Source organism: Streptomyces sp. NPDC005492 (assembly GCF_040605995.1).
Lineage (GTDB): Bacteria > Actinomycetota > Actinomycetes > Streptomycetales > Streptomycetaceae > Streptomyces.
Genome location: NZ_JBEXDX010000007.1, coordinates 98,187 through 121,626, shown reverse-complemented (window position 1 = coordinate 121,626; position 23,440 = coordinate 98,187). Strand labels below are relative to the sequence as shown.

Genomic DNA, 23,440 nt, shown 5'->3' with positions numbered 1-23,440 from the left:
AGGATCATCCGATGCCCCGCGCCACCAGAGCCTTCCGACTGTCCGGCCTGCTCGCCTCCGTACTCCTGCTGGCCGCCACGGCGGTGGGCTGCGGTTCCTCCGACTCCGATTCCTCCTCGTCGGCCTCCAACACGTCCGGGTCGGACGCGAAGGCGTCCGCCGACGCCTTCCCCGTGACGATCGCCCACAAGTTCGGCAGTACGACGATCAAGTCCGAGCCCAAGCGCATCGTCACCGTCGGTCTCACCGACCAGGACGCGGTCCTCGCCCTGGGCAAGGTGCCGGTCGGCACGACCGAGTGGCTGGGCAGCTACAAGGGCGCCATCGGCCCCTGGGCCACGGACAAGCTGGGCAGTTCGCCGGCGCCGACCGTCCTCAAGGACACCGGTACGGGACCGCAGGTGGAGAAGATCGCCGCGCTGAAGCCCGATCTGATCCTCGCGGTCTACTCGGGCCTCACCAAGGCCCAGTACCAGAGCCTGTCGCAGTTCGCGCCGGTCGTCGCCCAGCCGAAGGCGTACAACGACTACGGAGTGCCGTGGCAGCAGCAGACCGAGGAGATCGGCCAGGCGCTCGGCAAGGCCTCCGAGGCCAAGACGCTGGTGTCGGGCGTCGAGGCCAAGTTCGCCGCGGCGAAGAAGGCCAACCCGGCGTTCGCCGGTACGTCGGCCGTCATGGCGACCCCGTACGAGGGTGTTTTCGTGTACGGCAGCCAGGACCCGCGTTCCCGGCTCCTGTCCGACCTGGGCTTCGCACTCCCGAAGGATCTCGACAAGGTCATCGGTGACACGTTCGGCGCGAACATCAGCAAGGAGCGCTACGACCTGCTCGACCAGAAGGTCGCCGTGTGGATCGTGCCGGACACCACCACGGCCGTCACCAAGCTGCACAGCGACAAGATCTACGGCGACCTGAACGTGGTGAAGCAGGGCCGCGAGGTCTTCATCAAGGAGACCAGTGACTACGGCAACGCCGTATCCCTGTCCACCGTGTTGAGCATCCCCTACGTCCTGGACCGGCTGGTGCCGCAGCTCGCGGCGGCGGTGGACGGCAAGACGTCGACGAAGGTGGAGCAGCCCGCTTCCTGACCGACGAGACGCGAATGGGGGGGGCGGGTCCGAATTCACTCGGACCCGCCCCCTTTCGTGCGCTCAGGCCCCGTCGACCAGGCTCTTCGGCCTCATGTCCGTCCAGTTGGTCTCGATGTGGTCCAGGCACTCCTGTCGGCCGGCGGGTCCGTGCGCGACCGTCCAGCCGGCCGGTACGTCCACGAAGTCGGGCCACAGGCTGTACTGGCCCTCGTCGTTGACGAGGACGGAGTAGACGCCTTCGGGGTTCTCGAACGGGTTGCTCATGTCGGGGGTTCCTTGCCTTCCGTCGGGATCAATTGCCGTGGGTGGTGGGTGAGTTCAGGGGGGACGCCCGGTCTACGACCGCTTCCAGCGCCCGGAACCAGGTGCGGGCCAGGTCGGCCACCTGTTCCTCGGTGAGGAGTTCGGCGGCGTACGCCCAGTGGGCGCTCAGTACCGGGCCCTCGGGGCGGTCCTCGGTGATGGCGTTGAGGGTCAGGGCGTGGGACATCGGCTGGCCGGGGTCGGCGTCGAGGTCGGCGGCGTCGTCCTCGGGGGCGTAGGACCAGTCGGCGGCCGCCGGGCGGTCGAAGCGGCCCATGTAGTTGAACTCGATCTGCGGTTCGGCGAGTTGAGCGAGTCGCGGACCTGTCCCGGGGTTGAGGTGGCGCAGCAGGCCGTGTCCGATGCCGGCCGTGGGAAGCGCGGCGAGGTGGTCGCGGATCCGGGACAGGGCCGCGTCCAGCGCGGGCCCGCACGCCGAGGCGTCCGTCAAGTCGCCCTCGCCCGGGTCGAGTCGTACGGGCACGACGCTGGTGAACCAGCCGACCGTGCGGGACAGGTCGGCGTCGCCCACGAGTCGCTCCTCGCGGCCGTGTCCCTCCACGTCCACCAGGACGGGTCCGCCCGTCCGTTCCACGCCCGACTCCCTTGCCCGCCAGTCGCCGACGGCGAGGGCGAACGCGGTGAGCAGCACGTCGTTGACGGTCGCGCCGAAGGCGGCCGGTGCCCGGCTGAGCAGGGGGCCGGTCACGTCGGCGGGCAGGGACAGGGAGAGGTAGCGGGTGGTGGCGACCGTGTCGCGGGCCGGGTCGAGCGGGCGGGCCAGCGGGAGTTCGGCGCCCTCCGCGAGCGTGGACGTCCACCAGGGCAGCTCGTCCTCGGTGGCGGGGTCGGTGGCGCGGGTGCCGAGGAGTCGGGACCAGCGGGCGAACGACAGCTCCACGGGGGCGAGTTCGGGCGTACGACCGTCCCTGACCGCTGCCCAGGCGGTGGCCAGGTCGGGCAGCAGGACGCGCCAGGAGACGCCGTCGATCACCAGGTGGTGGACGAGGATCAGCAGCCGTCCCGGCTGTCCGGGTCCGGCGTCGAACCAGACCGCCCGCACCATCGCCCCGTTGTCGGGGTCGAGTCCGGCCCGGGCCGTCTCGGCGTGGTGGGCGATGGCGGCGCGCAGGGCGGTCTCGTTCGCGCCCTGGACGTCGGCCCGGGTGAGCCAGGTGCTGACGTCGGTGTCCCGCGCCGCCGGAACCCGCAGGGTCCACTCGGGTGCGCGATCGAGTCGGGCGCGGAGCATGTCGTGCCGGTCGGCGAGTGCCTTGAGGACGGCCAACAGGCCGGGTTCGGTGAGGTCGGCCGGGGTCTGGACCAGGGCCGCCTGGTGGTACGCGGCGATGGGTCCGCCCCGCTCCAGGAGGCCGCGCATGATCGGGGTGAGGGGGACGGTGCCGGTGCCGTCGTCGTGCACGGCATGCCGTTCGTCGGTGCCGAGCGGGACGGCGACGGCCGCGAGGGCGGCGACGGTGCGGTGCTGGAAGACCTGGCGCGGGTTGACGCGCAGGCCGCCCGCCCTTGCGCGCGCGACGAGTTGCATGGCGACGATGCTGTCGCCGCCGAAGGTGAAGAAGTCGTCGTCCGTCCCGACCGCCTCGGCGGGAAGCCCGAGAGCGTCCGCGAAGAGGTCGCGCAGGGTGCGCTCGGTGTCGTTCGCGGGGGACCGGCCGCCGCCCCGGGCGATGAAGTCCGGTGCGGGCAGGGCGGATCGGTCGAGCTTGCCGTTGGACATCAGCGGCAGGTGGTCGAGGACGACCACAGCGGCCGGGACCATGTAGTCGGGCAGTACGGCGGCGGCATGGGCGCGGAGTTCGGCCGCGTCTGTCTCGCCCGCGACCGCGTAGGCGATCAACTGCCGTATGCCGGGCCGGTGTTCACGGGCGACGACGACCGTCCGGGTGACGGCCGGGTGGGTGTCCAACGCCGCCTCGACCTCGGCGAGTTCGATGCGGTAGCCGCGGATCTTGACCTGGTCGTCGGTGCGGCCGGCAAACTCCAGCAGACCGTCCTCGGTCCAGCGGGCCAAGTCACCGGTGCGGTACATGCGCGCGCCGGGCCGGGTGGCGTACGGGTCGGCGACGAAGCGTTCGGCGGTGAGGGCGGGGCGGTCGAGGTAGCCGCGGGCCAGGCCGGGGCCCGACAGGTACAACTCGCCGGTGACGCCGGGCGGTACGGGGCACAGGGCGGTGTCGAGGACGTAGACGCGGGACTCGTGGACGGGGCATCCGACGACCGGGGTGGCGCTGTCGCGAACCCGGCCGACGAGCGCGTCGACGGTGGCCTCGGTGGGCCCGTACAGGTTGAACGCCTCGGTGTCCGACAGTGCGGCCAGCCGTGTCCACAGCGACTCGGGTACGGCTTCGCCGCCGAAGCCGACCACGGAGAGCGGGCAGTCGCCCTCGGCGCCGATCAGGCCGCTGTCCGCCATCTGCGCGAGCAGCGAGGGGGTGACCTCGATGAAGTCGATGCCCCGGCCCCGGATGAACGCGGCGAGGAGTTCGGGATCACGGCGGGTCTCGTCGTCCGCGATGTGCAGCGCGTGCCCGTCCAGCAGCCACAACTGCGGCTGCCAGGAGGCGTCGAAGGAGAACGACCAGGCGTGGCCGACGCGCAGGCGCCGCAGTCCGGTGCGCTGCCTGGCCACCTCGTGCAGGTCGTGACGGTGGCTGTGGAAGAGGTTGGCGATGCCTCGCTGGGTGACGACGACCCCCTTGGGGCGGCCGGTGGAGCCGGAGGTGTAGATGACGTAGGCGGGGTGGTCGGGGTCGGGCGCGACGGGTTCCACCTGCGGCAGTTCGTCGAGCGGGAGGTCAACTCGCAGGACTGGTACGGCGGTTGAGGGCAGCCCGGCCGCGGTCTCGCCGGTGGCCAGGATCAGCACCGGGTGGGCGTCGTCCAGCATGCCGGTCAGTCGGGACTCGGGCAGGTCGGGGTCCAGGGGCAGATAGGCGGCCCCTGCCTTCATCACGGCGAGGATCGCGGCGATGTGGTCGGCGGTGCGGGGCAGCGCGAGGGCCACGATCCGCTCGGGTCCGACGCCGTGTCCGGCCAGCGTGCGCGCCAACTGCTCGGCACGCGCGTCGAGTTCGGCGAACGTCCAGGTCGTACGGCCGTCAGTGACGGCGACCGCGTCGGGGCTCGCGGCGGCCTGCGCGGCGAACAACGCCGGTACGGTGCTGAGTCGTTCGGTCTCCGGCTCGGGCAGCGCGGTGTCGTTCCAGGTCTCCAGGACCGTGTGCCGCTCGACGGGGTCGAGCAGGTCGAGTCGGCCGACGGGGCGGTCGGGGTCGGCCGCCATGCCGGTGAGGAGGCCGGTCAGGGCGTCCGAGATCCGGCGTACGACGGCCGGTTGGAACAGGTCGGGCCTGAACTCGGCGGTCAGCCGCAGTCGTTCGGCGGGCTCGACCGCCCATGCGAACGGGTAGTGGGTGGAGTCCTCGTGGTCGCGGACGGTGACGCGCGGCCCGTCGCCCTCCTCGTCCGCTTCGGCGACCGGGTAGGACTCGAACACCACGAGGGTGTCGAAGAGTTCGCCGAGTCCGGCGGCCCGCTGGATGTCGGCGAGGCCGAGGTGCTGGTGGGCGATGAGCCGGGACTGCTCGTCCTGGAGCCGTGCCAGCAGGGCGGCCGTGCTCTCCTCCGGGCGGACCCGCACCCGTACCGGCACGGTGTTGATGAACAGGCCGATCATCGATTCGGCCCCGGCGAGTTCGGGCGAGCGCCCGGCGACGGTGGCGCCGAACACCACGTCGTCCCGCCCGGTCAGCCGGCCGAGGAGCACGCCCCAGGCGGCCTGGACCAGGGTGTTGACGGTGACGCCCTGGCGCCGCGCGAACGCCTCCAGTTCCGCCGTGCGGTCCGGTGCCAACTCCATGGTGTGCGTGCGGGGTACGACGGCCGCGCGGTCGGGGTCGACGGGCGCGAGCCGGGTGGGCTCGGCCAGCCCGCCGAGGGCCTCGGCCCACGCGGCGGCGGAGACGGCCGGGTCCTGGGCGGCTAGGAACCGGAGGTGCTCGCGGTACGGGGCGGGGGCGGCCGGGGTACGGCCCCCGTAGCGGGCCCACAGTTCGGCGGTGAGCAGCGGCAGCGACCAGCCGTCCAGCAGGAGGTGCTGGTGCGAGAGCACGAGCCGATGCCGGTCAGGACCGAGCCGGGCCAGCAACAGCCGCAGCAGCGGCGGCCGTTCGGGGTCGAAGCGGCGCCGCTCCTGGACGAGCAGCCGGTCCCAGTCCTCGGGGTCTTCGGTCAGGTCGAGCTGCCGCCACGGCAGTACGGCCGTACGCGGTACGACGGCGACGGGCCGCCCCGAGGACAGGTGCCGGAAGCCGCTGCGCAGGTTCTCGTGCGCGTCGAGCACGGACCGCGCGGCGGTGTGCAACCGGTCGACGTCGAGGGGGCCTTCGAGGTCGTAGGAGACCTGGACGGTGTAGACGTCCGGTCCGTCGTCGCCCAAGTCGAGGGCGGCGTGGAAGAGCAGGCCGGCCTGGAGCGGGGAGACGGGCAGGACCTCGGTTCCGGCGGGCAGGGCGGCGAGTTCAGCGCGCTCGTCGTCGGTGAGATCGAGCGGCACGGTGTCGTCGTCGCGCCCGGCGGCGACCGTGGTCGCGGTCACGGTGGCGAGTCCTGCGGCCGACTTGTGGCGGAAGACGTCACGCGGGCTGAAGGTGAGCCCGGCCGCGCGGGCGCGGGCGACGAGTTGCATGGCGACGATGCTGTCGCCGCCGAGGGAGAAGAAGTCGTCCTCGACGCCGACACGTTCGAGCCCGAGGACATCCGCGACGAGCGCGCAGAGGGTCTCCTCCAGCGCGGTGCGCGGGCGGGTGTCGGTGACCTCGGCGGCGAAGTCGGGGGCGGGCAGGGCGCGCCGGTCCAGTTTGCCGTTCGGGGTGAGCGGGAGGGCGTCCAGGGTGACGACGGCGGCCGGGACCATGTGGTCGGGCAGCGATCGGGCGGCGTGGACGCGAAGTTCGGCGGACCCGGCCGGGGTGCCTGACGGTACGACATACGCGACGAGCCGTTCGTCCCGTACGACGACGGTGGCGTGCGCGACGCTCTCGTGGCCGGCCAACACGGTCTCGATCTCACCGAGTTCGATCCGGAAGCCGCGCAGCTTGACCTGATCGTCGGCGCGGCCCAGGTACTCCAGTGTGCCGTCCGGAGTCCAGCGGGCCAGGTCGCCCGTGCGGTACATACGGGCGCCGGGCTCGCCGGCGTACGGATCGGCCACGAAGCGTTCGGCGGTCAGGGCGGAGCGGCCGAGGTAACCGCGCGCCAACTGGACGCCCGCCAGATACAGTTCGCCGGCCACGCCGGGCGGTACCGGGTTCAGGGCGGCATCGAGGACGTAGGTGCGGGTGTTCCACACCGGGCGGCCGATCGGCACGGTGGCCGGGTCGGCGGGGACCTCGTGGGCGGTGACGTCGACGGACGCCTCCGTGGGGCCGTAGAGGTTGTGCAGGCGCGCGTCCGGGAGAACCTGGTGGCAGCGGGCGGCCAGCGGGGCGGGCAACGCCTCGCCGCTGCACATGATTTGGCGCAGTCCGGTGCACCGGGCGGCGGCGGGCTCGTCGAGGAAGGCGCGCAGCATCGACGGCACGAAGTGGGCCGTGGTGATGTGCTGACGCTCCATCAGTTCGGCGAGATAGACGGGGTCCTGATGGCCTTCCGGGCGGGCCACGACCAGGGTGGCGCCGGTGATCAGCGGCCAGAAGAACTCCCACACCGACACGTCGAAGCCGGCCGGGGTCTTCTGGAGCACCCGATCGTCGGTGTTGAGGCGGTAGGCGTCCTGCATCCACAACAGACGGTTGACGATGCCCTCGTGCGGGACGACCACGCCCTTGGGTCGGCCCGTGGAGCCGGAGGTGTAGATGACGTAGGCGGGGTGGCGGGGGTCGAAGGCGGTGGGCAGGGGCGTGTGGGCCGGGCGGTCGGGGGTGCCGTCGGTGTCGACCGTGAGGGTGGGCACGTCGGTGTCCGGGAGGGCGACTCCCTCCGTGGTGACCAGGCAGACCGGGCGGGCGTCGGCGAGCGTGTAGGCGAGGCGGTCGGCGGGGTAGCCGGTGTCGAGAGGCAGGTAGGCGGCGCCCGCTCGGTGCACCGCGAGGAGGGCCACCACCAGGGCGAGGGAGCGCGGCAGCGCGACGGCGACGACGGCCTCCGCCTCGGCGCCGTGTGCGGCGAGGGTGTGCGCCAACTTCTCGACCCGCAGGTCGAGTTCGGCGTAGGTGAGGGCGGTGCCCTCGAAGACGACCGCAGTGCCCTCGGGGGTGCGGGCGACCTGGCGGCGGAACAGCTCGGGCAGGGTGAGGTCGGGGACGGTTCGGCTGGTGGCGTTCCAGTCGGTGAGGACGAGGGCGCGTTCGTCGTCGCGCAGGACATCGAGGGTGCCGACGCGTCGGTCCGGGTCGGTGGCGATCTGGGCGAGGAGCGACTCCAGGCGCTGGGCGAGGAGTTCGGCGGTCGACTCGTCGAAGAGGTCGGCGTTGTACTCGATCCAGCAGCGCATGCCGTCCGCGCCCTGCTCGACGAAGTCGAAGCTGAGGTCGAACTTGGCGCCCTGCTGGCCGAGTTCCTCGCGGCGGGCGGTCAGGCCGGGCAGGGCGGGGGTGGCGCCCTCGTCGTCGAGGTGGACGACCATCACCTGGAACAACGGGTGCCGAGCCAGTGAGCGGGCCGGGTTGATCGCCTCGACGAGCCGCTCGAAGGGCAGGTCCTGGTGCTCGTAGGCGGCGAGGTCGGTGTCCCGGACGCGGGCGAGCAGGTCGGCGAACGTGGGGTCGCCGGAGAGATCGGTGCGCAGGACAAGGGTGTTGACGAAGAAGCCGACCAGGTCTTCGAGCTGTTCGTCGGCCCGTCCGGAGATCGGGGTGCCGAGCGGGATGTCGTCCCCGGCGCCGAGCCGGTGCAGCAGTGCGGCGACGGCTGCCTGGGCGACCATGAACATACTGACCCCGTGGCGGCGGGCCAACGCGCGGAGCCGTCCAGTGCGTTCGGCATCAAGGGTCAGCCCGACGGCACCGCCCCGGTGACTACTCTCCAGCGGCCGGGGCCGGTCGACGGGCAACGCGAGTTCGTCCGGCAGGCCCGCCAAGGTGTGCTGCCAGTAGGCGAGTTGGCGGGAATGTCGGCTTTCAGGGGCCTCGGGGTCGCCGAGTGCCTCGCGGTGCCAGAGGGCGTAGTCGGCGTACTGCACAGGGAGGGGTGCCCACGCGGGGGCGCGCCCCTCGCGCCGGGCCTCGTAGGCGGTGGCCAGGTCGCGCCACAGGGGCCCGTCGGACCACTGGTCGCCGGCGATGTGGTGGAGCACCAGCAGCAGGACGTGCTTGTCCTCGCCCAGCTCGAACACGTGGGCGCGCAACGGGAGTTCGCGGTCGATGTCGAAGCCGCGCGCGGCGGCCCCGGCGAGCAGGCCGCGCAGTTCGGTCTCCGTGACCCGGTTGTGGCGGAGCGGCACCGAGGCCTGCTCCAGCACGACCTGGTGCGGGCGGCCGTCCCGCTCGGGGAAGACCGTGCGCAGGCTTTCGTGCCGTACGGCGACGTCGTCCAGCGCGGCGGACAGGGCGTCCTGGTCTAGTGCGCCGGTCAGTCGCCAGGCGGCCGGGATGTTGTAGGTGGCTCCCGGACCCTCGATACGGTGCAGAAGCCACAGGCGCTGCTGGGAGAAGGACAGCGGGAGTTCGGCGGGGCGTTCGGCGGCGACGAGGGCGGGGAGTCCACCGGCCCGGTCGTCGAGGCGGGCCGCGAGCAGTGCGGGGGTGGACGCCTCGAAGACGGTACGGACGGTGAGGTCGGCGCCGAGCAGTGCGCGGACACGGCTGACCAGGCGCATGGCGAGCAGAGAGTGACCGCCGAGTGCGAAGAAGTCGCCGTCCGCGCCCACCCGTTCGAGGCCGAGGACATCGCCGAAGAGTCCGGCGAGGATCTCCTCGCGCGGGCTGCGGGGCGCGATCACCGTGTCGGTGCCGCCGGTCGTGAAGTCGGGGGCGGGCAGGGCCGCGCGGTCGAGCTTGCCGTTGGGGGTCAGCGGCAGCGCGTCGAGCGTGACGAAGGCGGCCGGAACCATGTGGGCGGGGAGCGCGGCGGCGGTGTGGGCGCGCAGGGCCGCCGGCTCGACGGGTCCGGCCGGGACCACGTACGCGACGAGGGCCTGCTCCCGGACCGCCACGACGGCGTGCGCGACGGACGGGTGCGTCGTCAACACGCCCTGGATCTCACCGGGTTCGACGCGGAAGCCGCGCACCTTCACCTGATCGTCGGTGCGGCCGAGGTACTCGACGGTGCCGTCGGCGTTCCAGCGGGCCAGGTCGCCCGTGCGGTACATACGGGTACCCGGGGCTCCGTACGGATCGGCGACGAACCGCTCGGCGGTCAGCCCCGGCTGGGCGAGATAGCCGCGCGCGAGTTGGACGCCCGCGAGGTACAACTCGCCCGGGACGCCGGGCGGGACAGGGCGCAGTCCGGCGTCGAGGACGTAGGTGCGGGTGTTCCACACCGGGCGGCCGATCGGCACGCTCGACGCGTCCGGTCCGATCTCCACGGCCGTCACGTCGACGGAGGCCTCGGTCGGTCCGTAGAGGTTGTGAAGTGCGGTGCTGGTCAGCGTGGTGTGGAAGCGGTGAGTAAGGGGGACGGGCAGGGCCTCGCCGCTGCACATGACCCGGCGCAGGCCGGTGCAGTCGGCGGCGGCCGGTTCCTCCAGGAAGAGTTGGAGCATGGAGGGCACGAAGTGGACGGTGGTGACGTCCTGTTCGCGGATCAGCCGGGCGAGGTAGGCCGGGTCGCGGTGGCCCTCGGGGCGGGCGACGACCAGGGTGGCGCCGGTGATCAGGGGCCAGAAGAACTCCCACACCGACACGTCGAAGCTGGACGGCGTCTTCTGCAACACCCGGTCGTCGGCGTCGAGTCGGTAGGTGTCCTGCATCCACAACAGACGGTTGACGATGCCCTCGTGCGGGACGACCACGCCCTTGGGGCGGCCGGTGGAGCCGGAGGTGTAGATGACGTAGGCGGGGTGCGCGGGGTCGTAGGACGTGGGGAGTTGGCCCTCGTGTCCGGTCGGCAGGGTGTCGCGGATGACGTACACCGGGCGGGCGTCCTCGACCATGAGGGCGAGGCGCTCTTCCGGGTAGTCGGGATCGAGCGGGAGGTAGGCGGCTCCGGCACGGTGGACGGCGAGCAGGGCGACGACGAGGTCGAGCGAGCGCGGCAGCGCTACGGCCACGGTCTGCTCGGGGCCCGCCCCGAGGGCGGTCAACGCCCGTGCCGTGCGCTCCACTTGGGCGTCCAGCTCCGCGTACGTCAGCCGCCGGCCCTCGAAGACGAGTGCCGTGGCGTCGGGGGTGCGGGCCACCTGGGCGCGGAAGAGTTCCGGCAGGGTGGTGGCCGGGACGGGGTGCTCGGTGGCGTTCCACTCCCCCAGGACCAGGGCGCGTTCGGTGTCCTCCAGGAGGTCGAAGTCCCTTACCGCACGGTCGGGTTCGGCCGCCGCGTGGTCCAGCAGGCGGGCCATGCGGCCGGCGATGCGTTCGGCGGTGGCGTGGTCGAAGAGGTCGGTCGCGTACTCCAGGAGCAGGACCACCCGGTCGCGGGCGGTCTCGTCGACGAAGGTGAAGTGGAGGTCGAACTTGGCCATGCCGGTGTCCATGTCGAACCACTCGGTCGCGAGGCCGAACACGTCCGGGTCGCCGTCGGGGCGGTGGTGGTAGCCGAGCATGACCTGGAAGAGCGGGTTGCGACCGGCCACGCGGGGCGGGTTGAGGGCCTCCACGATTCGGTCGAAGGGCAGGTCCTGGTACTCGAAGGCGGCCAGGGACGATTCCCGTACTCGGCCGAGGAGTTGGCGGAACGTCAGCCCCTCGCCGGACACATCGGTGCGCAGCACGAGCGTGTTGACGAAGAAGCCCACCAGCTCGGCGAGGGCCTCGTCGGTGCGCCCCGCGATGGGTGCGCCGAGCGGGATGTCGTCGCCCGCGCCGAGCCGGTTCAGCAGGGCGGCGGTGGCCGCCTGGAACAGCATGAACATGCTGGTGCCGCTGGCTCCGGAGAGGTCGCGCAGGGCGTGGCCGGTGGCGGCGGGCAGTTCCAGCCGGACCTTGCCGCCGTGGCCGGTCGGCTCGGCGGGCCGGGGCCGGTCGGCGGGCAGGGGGAGTACGTCGGGCAGACCGCTCAAGGCGTCTGCCCAGTGGGCGAGTTGGGCCTCGCCGGTGCGGGCGAGAAGGTCGTCCTGCCAGAGGGTGTAGTCGGCGTACTGCACCGGCAGGGGTGCCCACTCGGGGGCCCGCCCCTCGCGGCGGGCCGCGTAGGCGGTGTCGAGGTCGGCGAGGAAGGGGCGGTCGGACCACTCGTCGGTGGTGATGTGGTGCAGGACGACGGCCACCACGTGGTCGTCCGGGCCGAGCCTGAACACCTCGCAGCGCAGCGGGAGTTCGGTGGTGAGGTCGAAGGGGCGGCGCTGCGCGGACTCGATCAGCGCGGGCAGCTCGACCTCGGCGCAGTCGACGACCGTGCAGGCCGGAACCGCCTGCGCGGCCGGGACGATGCGCTGGTACGGCTCGCCCTCGTGGGTCGGGAACACCGTCCGCAGCGCCTCGTGCCGTCCGGCGACGTCCCGCAGGGCGACGGTCAGGGCCTCGGTGTCGAGGCCTCCGCGCAGCCGGAAGACCAGCGGGAAGTTGTAGGCGACACCGCTGCCGGTGATCTGCTCGACGAGCAACAGCCGTCGCTGGGCGGCCGACAGTGGGATGCGGTCGGGCCGGTCGGTGACAGGTGTGACGGCCGGGCGGGCCGGGCTCGCCGTGTTCGCGCGGCCCGCGAGCAGGGCGGGGGTGGGTGCCTCGAAGAGGTCACGGATGGCGAGTTCGGCGCCCAGTTCGGTGCGGGCGCGGCTGACCAGCCGGGTGGCGAGGAGTGAATGGCCGCCCAGGTCGAAGAAGTTGTCCTCGGCGCCGACCTCGGGCAGTCCCAGTACCTCGGCGAACAGGCGGCAGAGCACTTCTTCCTGCGGGGTGCGGGGGCCGCGTCCGCCGCCGAGGGCGACGGCGGGCTCGGCGTCGGGCAGGGCTCGGACGTCTAGCTTGCCGTTGGCGTTCATCGGCAGTCCGTCGACGGTGACGAAGGCCGACGGGACCATGTAGTCGGGCAGTTCACGGCCCAGGTCCTCACGCAGCCTGCGCACCAGCGCACTGGCCTCGCGAGCGGCGGTGGGATCGTTGGCGTAGGGGTGGGTGCCGCCACCGGACCGGAACAGGCCGCCGGTCAGGCGGAGTTCGTCGGACCGCAGGAAGACGGCGTCGTACGTCCCGTCCTGCTCCGACCAGGTCGTCAGCACCCGGTACCCGGCCGCCGTACCCAACTCGTGCAGGTGCTCGGGGTCGACGCCCGCCTCGCTCGTACGGCCGTCGGGGATGCCGGTGAAGCGGAGTGCCTCGGGCCGTTCGCCGCGCGGGCGTTCACCGGTGACGCCGGTCGCGGACCAGGTGCCGTCTAGGGCCTGTTCCAGGAGTTGGCCGATGGCCTCGGCCGACGTCCAGTCGCCGCGCAGGAGTTCGCCGATGGTGTGGCCGGTGGCCCAGTCGACGGACGGGGCGTTGTCCAGGCGTACGTCCGGTTCGGCGGCGTAGAGGACTACGTCGTAGCGGTGCCGGGACAGTTCGTTGTGGTGGTGGGCGCGCTTGGTGCGCAGGTCGACGCCGTAGCCGAGGGTGGTGAAGTAGTCGGGATCGACGAGGAGTTCCTTCTCCAGGCGCAGACCGCGTTCCACCGCCCGCTCCAGGTCCGCTTCGGCGGTTCCCCTGGCGCGCTGGATCTCGGTGTGGAAGGTGCCGGCAAGCCGCAGGTTGCGGACGTCGCCGACGAACAGGGCGCCGCCGGGTGCGAGCAGTTCCATCAGGCCGTGCAGGACGGTGGTGAGGTGGTCGATGCTCGGGAAGTACTGGATGACGGAGTTGATGACGATCGTGTCGAAGTAGCCGGTCGGCAGACCGCTCAGGTCTTCGGCCGGACGGCAGCGCAGTTCGACCTTGGCGGCCAGCGCGGGGTCGCGGCTCACCTCCTCGCCGATCTTGCGGATGACGGGGGCGGCGAAGTCGGTCGCCCAGTAGGCCTCCGCCTCGGGGGCGAGGCGGGACAGCAACAGGCCGGAGCCGACGCCGATTTCGAGGATGCGGCGGGGCTTGAGCGAGCCGATGCGGGCGAGGGTGGCCTCGCGCCACTCGTGCATCTCCTCGAAGGGGATGGGTTGTCCGTCGTAGGAGCTGTCCCAGCCGTCGTACCGCTCGGTGAAGACGGCGGTGCCGATCTCCTCGTACTCGTCGGAGTAGATCTCCTGCCATTCCCCCACCTGCGCGGCCTCGGCGGCGGTGCGTTCGGCCGAGTCGGCGCCGGAGGGGACGACGTAGCCGACGAGGCGTTCGTCGCGGACCACGACGGCGGCCTGGGCGACGAGCGGGTGGCGGCTGAGGGCGGACTCGATCTCCCCGGGTTCGACGCGGTAGCCGCGGATCTTGACCTGGTCGTCGGTGCGGCCGAGGAAGTCGAGGTTGCCGTCGGGGTTGCGGCGGACCAGGTCGCCGGTGCGGTACATGCGCTCGCCGGGATCGCCGAACGGGTCGGCGACGAAGCGCTCGGAGGTCAGCGCGGGCCGGTTCAAGTAGCCGCGGGCCAGGCCGATTCCGGCGATGTACAGCTCGCCGGGGACGCCGTCGGGCACCGGGCGCAGCCAGGCGTCGAGGATGTGGGCGCGGGAGCCGCGGATGGGCCTGCCGACGGTGGGGGTGTCGCTGTCGAGGGTGCCGCCGCCGAGGGTGTTGATGGTGTACTCGGTCGGCCCGTACAGGTTGTAGCCGTACGTCCCCTCGGTGTCGCGCAGCGCCGTCCACACCGTCTCCGGTACGGCCTCGCCGCCGAGCAGCACCAGCGGCGGGACGTGGCCCTCCAACAGGCCCTGCTCGATGAGGAGTCGGGCGTAGGTGGGGGTGACGTTGACGACGTCGACGCGGTGGCGTTCGCAGTAGGCGACCAGCGCCTCGGCGTCCCGCCGCAACTCCTCGTCGCAGATGTGCACTTCGTGGCCCTCGACCAGCCAGAGCAGCTCCTCCCACGACATGTCGAAGGCGAAGGACACGGTGTGCGCGATGCGGAGTCGGCGTCCGCCCGCGGAGGCGATGGCGGGTTCGAAGATCTCCTTCTGGTGGTTCAACTGCATGTTCGTCAGGCCCCGGTAGGGAGTGACGACGCCCTTGGGGCGGCCGGTGGAACCGGAGGTGTAGATGACGTAGGCGGGGTGTTGCAGGCTGAAGCGGCGGTGGACGGGATCCGCTGACCGGCTCGCCAACTCGCCCCTGATCTCGGGGGCGTCGAGCAGGACGCGGGTCATCTCGCCGTCCAGCGTGGCGGATACGGCCGAGGTGCTCAGCAGCAGGAGCGGGCGGGCGTCGGCCAGCATCAGGGACAGGCGGTCGGCCGGGTGGTCCAACTCCAGGGGGAGGTAAGCGGCTCCGGTGCGCAGGACTGCGAAGAGCGCGACCACCATGTCGAGCGAGCGCGGGAGACCGAGGGCGACGACCTTCTCGGGGCCGGCGCCCCGGTCGATGAGCAGCCGGGCCATCCGGTTGACTGCGGCGTCGAGTTCGGCATACGTCATGCCGCGCTCGCCGAAGACGAGGGCCCGCTCGTCCGGGGTGCGTTGGGCCTGCGCCGCCAGCAGGTCGGCGATGGTGTCCTCGGGGTCGGGAACCCGGCTCGCCGCCGACTCCCTCCGTAGCGCCGCGTGTTCGGCGGGCAGCAGGGGGTCGAGTGAGCCGACCGCTGCGGTGAGGTCGGCGGTGAGACGGTCGACGAGGAGCGCGAAGCGGTCGAGGAGGTCCTGTGCTCGGTCGGTCGGGACGAGGTCGGGGCGATGGGTGAGGGTGACGGCGATCTCGCGGCCCGGGGTGATGACGAGGTTGGCCGGGTAGTGGGTGGCGTCGACGTTGGCGACGGCGGTGGCGCCGTGCCGGGTCCTCAGGTCGGCCAGCCGCTCCTCGGTGTCGTTGTTGCGCAGCACGAACAGCGTGTCGAAGAGCTTGCGGTGCCCGGTCTCGGCCTGGAGGACACCGAGGCTGAGGTGCTCGTACGGCATGAGGTCGAGGCGTTCGCCCTGGATACGGCGGAGCAGGGCGAGGACCGGTTCGGCGGGGTCGAGGGCGATACGGGTCGGGACGGTGTTGAGGAACAGGCCGATGATGTTGCCGACGTCCGGGACCTCGCTGGGCCGGCCGGCGACGGTGGTGCCGAAGACGACGTCGGCGCGGCCGGTCGCGGAGGCGAGGGTAAGTCCCCAGGCCGCGTTGAGGATCGTGTTCAGGGTCAGACCGTGGGCCGGTGCCAACTCACGCAGACGGTCGCCGAGTTCGGCGGACAGGCTGAGGTCGAGCTGGTCGGGGATGACCGGTTCGAGGCCGTCGGCGGCGGTCGGGGCGAGCAGGGTGGGCTCGTCGAGGCCGGCCAGCGCGGTACGCCAGGCGGCGGTGGCGACCGAGTCGTCCTGCTCCTCGATCCAGGTCAGGTAGTCGCGGTAATTGCCGGGCGTCGGCAGGGCGTTGACGTCGCCCCCGGTCTCGTAGAGCGCGAACAGCTCGTCAAGGAAGAGCCAGGCCGACCAGCCGTCCCAGAGGATCAGATGGCGGCCGATGACGAGCCGGTCGCCGCGCTCCGCGCCGAGGCGCAGCAGGAGGAGGCGGAAGAGCGGGGGTGCGGACAGGTCGAAGCGGCGGTTGCGTTCGGCGTCGGTCAACTCCCGCAGCAGTGCGTCCTGTTCGGTGGCGGTGAGCAGGGAGAGGTCGACCTCTTCGAGGGGGATCTCCGGTTCCTCGACGATGAACTGCACCGGCTGGTCGAGACCGTCGCTGGTGAAGCCCGCGCGCAGGCCCGGGTTGCGGTCGAGCAGTGTGCGGACGGCGGCGCGCAGTCGGGGCGTGTCCAGGCGGGTGGTGAAGTCGAAGGTCTCGTGGACGGTGTAGACGTCCAACGCGCCCTCGTTGTACGCCGAGTGGAAGAACAGGCCCTCCTGGAGAGGGGCCAGCGGCCATACCTCGGCGACGGTCTCCGGGGCGGCCAGGGATCGGACGCGGGCGTGTTGGGCGTCGGTGAGGGTGACCGCCTCGACACAGGTGTTCGTGGCGACCGTAGTAGTGGTGGCCGCTGCCGCCAGGGCGGCGGGTGTGCGGTGGGTGAACACGTCGCGCGGGCTCAGGTCCAGGCCGGCGGCCCGGGCACGGCTGGCGACGCCGATGGAGCTGATGCTGTCGCCGCCGAGACGGAAGAAGTCGTCGTCGGGGCCCGCGTCCTCGATGCCGAGGACGGCCGCGAAGATCTCGGTGAGCCGCTCCTCCAACGGCCCTGCGGGCACCCGGCGTTCGGCGCGCTCGGTCTCGGGGGCGGGCAGCGCGGCCTGGTCGAGCTTGCCGCTGGGGGTGAGCGGAAGATCGGCGAGGACGACGTACGCCTCCGGGACCAAGGGTGCGGGCAGCGCCTCGGCGAGGGCGGCGCGCAGGTCGGCGGGGTCGAGCACGGCTCCGGACGCCGGGACCGCGTAGGCGACGAGGCGCTGGTCGCGGATGACGACCGCGCCCCGGGCCACGTTGGGTGCTCGCGTCAACTCGGCCTCGATCTCGCCGAGTTCCACGCGATTGCCGCGCAGCTTGACCTGGCGGTCGGTGCGGCCGAGGTAGTCGATGGTGCCGTCAGGACGGCGGCGTACCAGGTCGCCGGTGCGGTACATACGGGCGCCGGGCTCGGTGGCATACGGGTCGGCGACGAAGCGGTCGGCGGTGAGCGCGGGGCGCCGGTGGTAGCCGCGGGCCAACTGGACGCCGGTCAGGTACAGCTCGCCGGGGACGCCGTCCGGCACCGGGCGCAGGCAGGAGTCGAGGACGCGCAGTCCGGTGTTCCACACGGGTCGGCCGATGGACACGGTGGTGTCGGACGCGCCGTCGTAGGCGTGGTACGTGACGTCGACTGCGGCTTCGGTGGGACCGTAGAGATTGTGCAGCGGTATGCCGGTCAGCTCCTGCCAGCGGTGAGCCGAGGAGCCGGACAGTGCCTCGCCGCTGCTGAACACGCGGCGCAGGCTGCCCGCCCACGCGGGGTCGGCGGTGACCTCGTCGGAGGCGAGGAACGCCTCCAGCATCGACGGCACGAAGTGCATCGTGGTGATGGACTCGGCCCGGATCAGGCGGGCCAGATAGGCGGGGTCGCGGTGGCCGTCCGGAGCGGCGAGGACGACGGCGGCGCCCTCGCTCAGCGCCCAGAAGAACTCCCACACGCTGACGTCGAAGCTGGACGGTGTCTTCTGCAACACCCGGTCGGCGGCGGTGAGTTCGTAGGCGCCCTGCATCCAGGCGAGCCGGTTGCCGATGGCGCGGTGGGTGACGACGACGCCCTTGGGGCGGCCGGTGGAGCCGGAGGTGTAGATGAGGTAGGCGGGGTCGTCGGGGCGGGCCGGGTCCTGGGCGCCGCCGAACAGGGCCTCTCCGTCTTCCGCGTCCACGCACAGCACGTCGAGGCCCTCGACGGTCGGCAGCCGTTCCGCGTCCCGTTCCGTCGTGACGACGGTCATCGCCCCCGAGTCGGCCAGCATGTACGCGAGGCGCTCGGCCGGATAATCCAGGTCGAGGGGCAGATAGGCGGCCCCCGACTTCAGGACGCCCAGCAGCGCCACCATCAGCTCGGCGGACCGGGGTACGGCGACGGCGACGAACCGCTCCCGGCCCGCACCCCTGGCCCGCAGTCGCGCGGCCAACTCCTTGGCGCGTGCGTCGAGTTCGGCGTAGGTGAGGGTGGTCCTGCCGTCGTACACGACAGCGGTGGCGTCGGGTGTGCGCGCGACCTGCGCGGCGAAGGCGTCGGCGAGCGTGGTGGCCGGAACTGGCCGGGTCTCCCCCGCCGGATGGGCGGCGGCCAACTCGTCCGGGGTGAGCAGGTCGAGGTCGGCGACGCGGGCGCCGGGGTCGTCGGCCAGGGCGTGCAGGACGAGGGTGAGCCGGTCGGCGAGGGACTGTACGGCGTTGGCGTCGAGGCGCCCGGTGTGGTGCTTGAGGCGCAGGTCGAGGCGGCGGCCGGGCTTGACGATGAGGGCGAGGGGGTAGTGCACGGCGTCGTGGAAGGCGTGTCCGGCGACGGCGATCGTGCCGGTGGGGTCGGTGATGCCCGGGGCGCCTTCGCCGCCTGGGTAGTTCTCGAACACCACGAGGGTGTCGAAGAGTTCTCCGTCGCCCGCGTGCCCGGTGGCGCGCTGGATGTCGGCGAGGCCGAGATGCTGGTGGTCGAGCAGCGCGCTCTGTTCGTCCTGGAGCCGGTCGAGCAGTGCGCCCAGGGTGTCGCCGGGAGCCCAACGCAGGCGGGTGGGCAGGGTGTTGATGAACAGGCCGATCATCGACTCGATGCCGTCGACGGCGGCGTCGCGTCCGGCGACGGTGGTACCGAACAGCACGTCCTGACGGCCTGTCATCCGGCCGACCAGGAGGCCCCAGGCCCCTTGGACGAGCGTGCCGAGGGTGACTCCTCGCTCGCGGGCGCGGGCGGCGAGGCGTGAGGTGACACCTTCGGTCAACTCGACGCGGATCTGGGCGGGTTCGACCGGACCGGCAGGTGCGGGGGCCTCGACCAGCCGGGTGGGCTCGTCGACGCCGGCGAGCGCGATGCGCCAGGCGGCTCGGGCCGCCTCGCGGTCGGCGCCGGCGATACGGCGGAGGTACCCGCGGTACGGGGCGACTTCGGGGAGCGGGGTGGGGTTCTCGCCGTAGAGGTCGAGGAGTTCGCGGTGCAGGACGGGCAGGGACCAGCCGTCCGCGACGATGTGATGGAACGTCAGGATCAGTTGGCTGTGGTCCTCGCCGAAGCGGATGAGGGCGCAGCGGATCAGCGGCGGGTGGGCGAGGTCGAAGCGGTGGGCGCGTTCGTCGGCGGCGACGGCGTCGGCGAGGGCGCGGCGGATCGTGGCGTCGTCCTGTGCGGCCAGGTCGACCTCACGCCAGGGCAGTTCGAGTCCGGACGCGACGATCTGGACCGGGCGGCCGTCGGGGGTCTGGCGGAAGCAGGCGCGCAGCGGGGCGTGCCGGTCCAACAGTCGTTGCGCGGCCGTGCGCAGCAGGGTGCCGTCGACCGGGCCGGACAGCTCGATGACCTGCTGCACCACGTAGGCGTCGCGTTCGGCGCCGTCCACCAGCGCGTGGAAGAAGAAACCCTCCTGGAGCGGTCCGAGGGGCAGTGTCTCCTCGACGGTGAGCGGGAACTCGCCCTGGATCGCGGCGAGTTCGTCGTCCGTCAGCGTGTGCCACGGGGTGTCTTCGGCGAAGTCGGCAGCCCCGGTGCGGGCGACGGTAGCGAGTTCCGCGACCGTGCGGTGCTTGAAGACGTCGCGCGGAGTGAGTTCGAGGCCTGCCCTGCGGGCCAGGATGAGGAGTTGGACGGCGACGATGCTGTCGCCGCCTAGGGCGAAGAAGTCGTCGTCGACGCTGACCGAGGGCAGCTTGAGCGCCCGCGCATACAGGTCGCAGAGCAGCTTTTCGCGGGCGGTCTCCGGTGCTCGGCCCGCGCTGACGCGGGTGAGGTCCGGGACCGGGAGCGCGGCGGCGTCGAGCTTGCCGCTCGGGGTGACGGGCAGCCGGTCGAGCGGGACGAACGCGGCCGGGACCATGTAGTCGGGCAGGTACTCGGTGGCGTGCGTCCGCAGGGTCGACATCAGGGCGTTGACGTTGCGGAAGGGCGCGGGGCGGTTGGTGAGCGGGTGTCCGGTTCCGGGGCGGTACGGGGCCCGTGCTTCCTCTTCGAGGACGAACACGGCGTCCAGGCTGCCGTCCTCCGCGTCCCCGTTCCAGGTCAGCGCGGTCTCGTAGCCGTGCCGGGCGGCCGTCGCGTGCAGCGCTTCGGGGTCGACGCCGTACGGTCCGGCGGCCGGCCTGCTGCTGTCCTGGAGGGCGTCGTGCGCGGCGAGGTCGTCGGCGAGGCGGGCGTTGGGGATGCCGGTGATGCGCAGTCGGGGCGGGCGGTCGGCGAGCAGCTCGTCCAGTGCCTGTAGCGAACCGAGCGCGGGCCAGGGCGACTCGGGGGTCTCCTCAGGTGCGTCCACCTGCGGTCGCAGGACCACGTCGTAGCGGTAGCGGGTGAGTTCGTTGTGGTGGGTGCCGCGCTTGACCCGGATGTCGGCACCGAGGCCGTCGAGGGTGGTGAAGTAGTCGGGGTCGACGAGGAGTTCGCCCTCCCAGGCGACGGTCCGGTCGACGGCGGCGCGCAATGCCTCCTTGTCGTCGTCGGCCTCGTCCCGTACGCGCCCGCTCTCCACGGCCGCGCTCAGGGTGCGGAGGAGTCGCAGGTTGCGGACGTCGCCGACGAACAACGCACCCCCGGGTGCCAGGAGTTCGGCCGCGTTCCGGAGCACGCCGGTGAGGTAGTCGCCGCCGGGGAAGTACTGGATGACGGAGTTGACGACGATCGTGTCGAAGTGGCCCTCGGGTAGTCCCGTGAGGTCGTGCGCGGGGCGGGCCAACAGGGTGACGCGGTCGGCGAGTTCGGGGACGGCGGACACCTGGGCGTCCAGGGCGCGTACGGCTTCCTCGGAGAGGTCGGTGCCCCAGTACTCCTCGCAGTCCGGAGCGAGCCGGGACAGCAGCAGGCCGGAGCCGACGCCGAGCTCCAGGACGCGCCGGGGCCGTAGCGCCCGGATGCGGTCGAGGGTGGCCTCGCGCCACTCGCGCATGTCGGCGAGGGGGATGGGCAGCCCGTCGTACATGCTGTTCCAGCCCGCGAAGTTCTCCTCGAAACCGTCCGATCCGGCGGCCGAGTAGAGGAGTTCGTGCAGGTCCTTCCAGTCGGCGACGCCTTCGTCGGGTGTCGCCTCGGCGTCCAGGGAGGGCACCACGTAGGCGGCGAGGCGGCGTTCGCCGGGGCGGTCCTCGCGGACGACCACGGCGACCTGGTCGACGGCCGGGTGGGAGCGCAGGACCGACTCGATCTCGCCGGGTTCGATGCGGAAGCCGCGGATCTTGACCTGGGTGTCGACGCGGCCGTGGAACTCCAGTCGGCCGTCCGTCTTCCAGCGCACCAAGTCGCCGGTGCGGTAAAGGCGATCTCCGGGTGGCCCGAAGGGGTCGGCGACGAAGCGTTCGGCGGTCAGGGCGGGGCGGCCGAGGTAGCCGCGGGCCAGGCCGTCGCCCGCGAGGTAGAGCTCTCCCGTGACACCGGCGGGGACGGGGCGCAGCCGGTCGTCGAGGACGTAGGCGCGGGTGCCGGGGTCGGGTATGCCGATGGGCACGATGGTGCCGGCCGGGGTGTCCGGGTCGCAGAGGCCGAGGGTGGAGTTGGTGGTGGCCTCGGTCGGGCCGTAGGCGTTGAACATCATCCGGCCGCGTGCGTAGCGTCCGACCAACTCGGGCGAGACGCGCTCGGTTCCGGCCAGGAGGGTTGCCTCGGGCGGGAGTTGGACGTCCTCGGGCAGCGCGGCGAGCAGCGCGGGCGGCAGGATCATGAAGGTGATGCCGTGCTCGTTGGCGTACTCCGCGAGGGGCGCGCCGGGGACGCGGCGGTCGGCGGGGACGACGACCAGGCGGCCACCGGACAGCAGGCCGAGGCACAGGTCCCAGAACGCCACGTCGAAACTGGGCGAGGCGAACTGGAGGACCCGACTGTGCGGGCCGATCCCGAAGCGCTCCCGCTGGGTGGCGACCAGTTTGGCGACACCCGCGTGGGACAGCACCGTGCCCTTCGGGCGGCCGGTCGACCCTGAGGTGTAGATGACGTAGGCCGCGTGCGCGGTCGTCAACTCGTGGGCGGTGGACGGGCCTTGGGCGGGGTAAGCGGCCAGCTCGGCGACCGTGTCCGGGGCGTCGAGGACCAGCGGGTCCAGGTCCGTCGGGAGGTCGGGGGCGATCTCGACCGTGGTGACCAGGCAGACCGGGCGGGCGTCGGCGAGCATGTAGGCGATGCGGTCGGCCGGGTAGTCGGTGTCGACGGGCAGATAGGCGGCGCCCGCCTTCAGGACGGCGACCTCGGCGACGATCATGTCGGCCGAGCGCGGTACGGCGAGCGCGACGACCTGCTCGGGACCGGCGCCCCGGGCCACCAGGGCGTGCGCCAACCGCGATGCGCGGGCGTCGAGTTCGGCGTAGGTGAGGCGGACGTCCTCGTGGATGAGGGCCACCTCGTGCGGGCGGGCGGCGACCTGGTCGGCGAACATGCGCGGCCAGGTGAGCGCGGGCACGTCGTGCGCGGTGTCGTTCCAGTCGTGCAGGATGCGGTGCCGCTCGTCGGCGCCGAGGAGTTCGAGGTCGGCGACCGGGGTGTCCGGGCGGGCGAGGGCGTCGGCGAGAAGGGTGCCGTAGTGGCCGAGGATCCGGTCGACGGTGGCGGGTTCGAAGAGGTCGGTCCGGTAGTCCGCCGAGACCTCGCCCTCGGTGACGGTGAGGGCGAGGTCCAGTGGGACGGTCTCGTCCCAGGGGGCGGGGCCGAAGCCGGTGGCGCACAACAGGCCGCCGCCGCGGAAGGGTTCGGGGGCGAGGAGCCGTAGCAGCTCGGCGGTCGGCAGGTGGTGGGCGGCGGCTTCCGCACGTACGGCCGTGATCCGGTCGCGGAGTTGGGCGAACGGGGTGTCGCCGTCGACGGTGACGCGCAGCGGAAGGCCCTCGTGGGCCACTGCCGTCTCGGTGGCCGTCGTGCCGCCGTAGCGGTGCAACAGGGCGACGAACGCGGCGAGTTGGGTCGCCGCGTCGGCAGTGGGGTTAAGGGTGGTCGTGCGGCACGCGCGGGAGACCGGGCCGTCCTGGCGCGGTGGACGGGGGAAGTCCAGCGGGAGTGAGGTCTCCGGTACCGGTGACGCGAACCGGCGTCGCCAGAAGTCGTTCGTCTCCGTTGCCCGTGCGGAAGAAAGCGTGTTGCCCGCCACAGTTGCCCGTGCCTCCCCATGCGTGTGGAACGGCTCAGCGGAGCCGCGACCGCTCGCATAGTAAGGTAAGCATTGCCTTACTTGATAGACCTTCCCGGCAAGCACCGGCCCCTGTCACAGC

At 72.2% G+C, this 23,440-nt stretch carries 3 protein-coding genes; 1 reads left to right on the top strand and 2 read right to left on the bottom strand.

All coding sequences use genetic code 11. From position 1 onward, the window contains the following. Positions 1-11 precede the first annotated feature (11 nt). Positions 12-1,088 (top strand): iron-siderophore ABC transporter substrate-binding protein, encoded by a 1,077-nt coding sequence (locus tag ABZT04_RS12425; RefSeq protein WP_356055898.1) that lies wholly within the window; start codon positions 12-14, stop codon positions 1,086-1,088. A 63-nt stretch (positions 1,089-1,151) separates the two neighbouring features. Here the strand turns inward: ABZT04_RS12425 and ABZT04_RS12420 are convergent, their stop codons facing one another. Together ABZT04_RS12420 and ABZT04_RS12415 are read right to left on the bottom strand one after the other, a co-directional pair. Beyond that, on the bottom strand, positions 1,152-1,355 hold the full coding sequence (locus tag ABZT04_RS12420; RefSeq protein ID WP_355904127.1) for an MbtH family protein: 204 nt from the start codon (positions 1,353-1,355) through the stop codon (positions 1,152-1,154). Between the two features lie 28 nt (positions 1,356-1,383). Then, positions 1,384-23,319, bottom strand: coding sequence for a non-ribosomal peptide synthase/polyketide synthase (locus ABZT04_RS12415; RefSeq protein ID WP_356055896.1), 21,936 nt, complete (start codon positions 23,317-23,319; stop codon positions 1,384-1,386). Positions 23,320-23,440 lie beyond the last annotated feature (121 nt).